This is a genomic window from Gynuella sp. (assembly GCF_050297175.1).
Taxonomy (GTDB): domain Bacteria; phylum Pseudomonadota; class Gammaproteobacteria; order Pseudomonadales; family Natronospirillaceae; genus Gynuella.
In genome coordinates, this window is record NZ_JBNKSF010000021.1 from 1 (window position 1) to 2,998 (window position 2,998).

Sequence of the window (2,998 nt, forward strand, 5' to 3'; positions counted from 1 at the left end):
CTGGTGGAATGCGTTTGGGATAAACCGGCGGTCAATGTCAGCCATAACGCCAAACACCTGGCGGCGGTATTGCACCAGCGCCAGAGGCGTGGGGAAAAGACCGACTGGGTAATACACAGCCAGGGAGCGATTATTTTCAATAGTTCAGCGCCTCACCATTTATTTAAATGAAGCCATAGCCGAATAGCTGAAGTTTAATTTCCTTTCCAATCTATGGGTGTCTTTAAAGACCCTCATCAATCAACCCCGTGGCCAACCAGAAATACTGGCTTTCCCTGACCTCTACCTCACGACAAAACGGATCGAGAACCGATCTCAGTTCGCGGCCAGTTGGGAAGTTCTTGAGCACCTCGTGAGAGCTGCCATCGGATAGCTTGCGCATTTGGTAGGCATCACCATCATCTGTGTGCCTTGAGATAGGCGTACTGCTGCCTTCTACATACCTGTTATCAAACAAAATGATGCGCGTGCCGGGTTCAAATGCGTTGGCTAATCCCCTCAGAAATTCGCCTTGCTGCTCCAGACGCACATGCGAAAAGAAGAAGCCTGCCAGCACACAATCGAAGTCTGGGCTTTCCGGAACATCGAACGCATCAGCCGTGCCCTCTGTGACGTTCCCCGCAGTGCAACTCGACACCGCCGCCGCTGCTAGCTGTTGTGATGCATCGGTGGCATGAACCGATAAGGCGGTGACGGCAAAACGACGTGTCCAATAGCCCGTGCCGCAAGCAATTTCGTACACGCGCTTGCCGGACACCAGCTCCTGGATCTGACCTTCAAGCCAAGCGAGATCCTCTTGACGCTCAGGCTTGGCGTAGATCGCTTCATATTCTGGATGACGTTGTTCGTAGTATTGAAGCATGGCTCTTGATGGCTAACGCCGGCCACAGCGGCTGGCAAAAGTGGCGCGTAATTGCGCAAGCAATTTAAGTGACACTTTTGACAGTCCGTTGCTGGCCCTTGATACTGTGCCTCTTACAATACATCTAAACAATCATACTCTGGGGGCACTTCTAATGATTCGTAAAGTGCTTTGGTGTCATTTGCTTTTTGAATTTTACTAACAGCCGTATCGATACCACAAGTCTGTGGCAAGTATGGATCAGGACTGAGATTATCACTTCTTATATATTGAGTAAGTTGAACTTTGAGATCAGCTAAGCCAATATCAGAAGACTCCAAATCTACGGTTACTGAATAAGTCGAGTTTAGAGCACTAAATAGCCACTCCCTAAAGCTCTTTCCATAAAATCCATTTTTCGTGATCTTTACGATATTTTTAATGCTTCCATCTGAGAAAAGAATGAAACAGCCTTTGTATTCTTGATTCAGTTTACTCTGGCTCTTAAATTGAGATACTTCAAATATCCCATTATTTACAGGAATTAGAACTTCTTCATTTGGGTCTACCAAAATCATGACAATCCTCCTTAATTCTCAATCTCGCTTTGCACAGAACAGTAGGAATCTGCCTCAAGTTGAGTCATATCATGCAAGGGTAAATTCTGGCTTATTTCCTGTTCTTTCATTTTACTCCCTTTAAATCAGTGGTTTAAGAAGAATCTGGATCTGGTTTCTCAGAGTTTAGGCTTGTGAAAAAGACTCAACTTGCGTCATATGCTCAAAACATTATCCCAATCAGATAGGCTGGTAAGGTTAGTTTATTTAATATATTTCAGTGAGTTATATCAATTCCAAACCGTCTACTGCGTTGACCAGCGCTGTAATATTAACTCAATTTTCCAGGATATTGGAACAAAAGCTTGCAATCTTGCCCGTCTATTACCGTGGTGAACCTGGAATTATTAGGGGCAGCTACACGTTAAAATAAAAAGTTAAATAGTAGCTAAGCTCCTGTATGGTCGTGAGCGACGCATTGAGCTTAACAATCTGAATACTTGCTTCCTGATCTCCTATCAGGTTTTCCTAAAGTGAATGGCCGCTTTTGGTACGGGCTGTGTGAAAACTCGCTTCAAACTGATGACACCAAAAATGTTTCCTACTACGGGGTGATTTTTCAGGTCTATTTAGAACTCAATTACCACAAATCATACGAAATTGATTCTATATAAGACCACATACTCCACTTTAAAAATTGGATAATTGTTTTCACAGAGCCTGGACCCGAAGGAGCCGTTGCTTACAGCTCCCAGGGGCCGCTAGATCCATGGCAATACCAGTTGGTTATAAAGCTTCAATTAATAACTACTGTCTTTCCAAAATACCTTAATACATTTACCCACCTGATGTTTCAGGAGTCAACTCATCTGATTAAACGAGTCAACTCCATTCTGGTGACCCTTTAGAATTGCGTGAAGAAATCCCATACCTCTGACTTGGTCCAGGTGACGTCGCCGCCACCGAAGCCTGAGGAGGACCCATCCACTGGCGCCGGGGTGTGACCACCGCCATCGAAAGCACACCAGCGGACTGGATACCCGTTCTGGCACCCGTTAAAGGAAGTACATACATGCGACAGGCTGCCCCTATTCGGCTCTGGAGGGTTCTGGGAAGTACAACCGTTATTGCGGACGAACCTGTCGCGCATTCCGCGCCCACCACCGATATTGCAGGTAGGATCTCCTAAGCCGTGAATGCCAATGTATGGAATTGGTTTTGAGCCGTTGCTACATCCGCTGAGCACTGCGCCGGCGTAGACCGCTGCCCCTCGGAATACATCTGCCCGGTCACATGCGATTGCGTATGTCATCCCGCCTCCATAACTGAAACCCGCTGAGAAGAGCCGCGACTTGTCAACGCACAGGTTTTCCTCAATCTGAGCAGTCATATCGTCTACGAAGGCGAGGTCCTGACCGCCGGAATTGCCCCAACCGTTACCAATCCCCTGGGGAGCCACAAAGATCATCTTGTGATCGTTGCTGTTATCTGCCTTTTCCCTGAGTCCGTAGTAGGACCATGTATACCCACTGCTGCCGCCACCGTCGACATCCTGCATGGTGCCGCCGTACCAGTGAAACGCGAAGACCAGCGGGTAGGG

The 2,998-nt window shown here is 47.2% G+C and carries 3 protein-coding genes; all 3 read right to left on the bottom strand.

The genetic code is table 11. The features are described 5' to 3' along the window. Window positions 1–223: 223 nt before the first annotated feature. Window positions 224–862, bottom strand: a complete 639-nt coding sequence (locus ACQY6I_RS08440) for a class I SAM-dependent methyltransferase (RefSeq protein WP_428241036.1) — start codon at window positions 860–862, stop codon at window positions 224–226. 113 nt (window positions 863–975) lie between these two features. Next, window positions 976–1,419, bottom strand: coding sequence for a hypothetical protein (locus ACQY6I_RS08445; protein WP_428241037.1), 444 nt, complete (start codon window positions 1,417–1,419; stop codon window positions 976–978). An 883-nt stretch (window positions 1,420–2,302) separates the two neighbouring features. Next, window positions 2,303–2,956 carry an alpha/beta hydrolase family esterase gene (locus ACQY6I_RS08450; RefSeq protein ID WP_428241038.1) on the bottom strand — a complete coding sequence of 218 codons (654 nt, stop codon included), beginning with the start codon at window positions 2,954–2,956 and terminating at the stop codon, window positions 2,303–2,305. Between the last annotated feature and the right edge of the window lie 42 nt (window positions 2,957–2,998).

Coding starts and splice junctions, on each gene's coding strand:
- ACQY6I_RS08440 (WP_428241036.1), bottom strand. CDS start 862: ATGCTTCAATACTACGAACAACGTCATCCAGAATATGAAGCGATCTAC.
- ACQY6I_RS08445 (WP_428241037.1), bottom strand. CDS start 1,419: ATGATTTTGGTAGACCCAAATGAAGAAGTTCTAATTCCTGTAAATAAT.
- ACQY6I_RS08450 (WP_428241038.1), bottom strand. CDS start 2,956: ATGCAGGATGTCGACGGTGGCGGCAGCAGTGGGTATACATGGTCCTAC.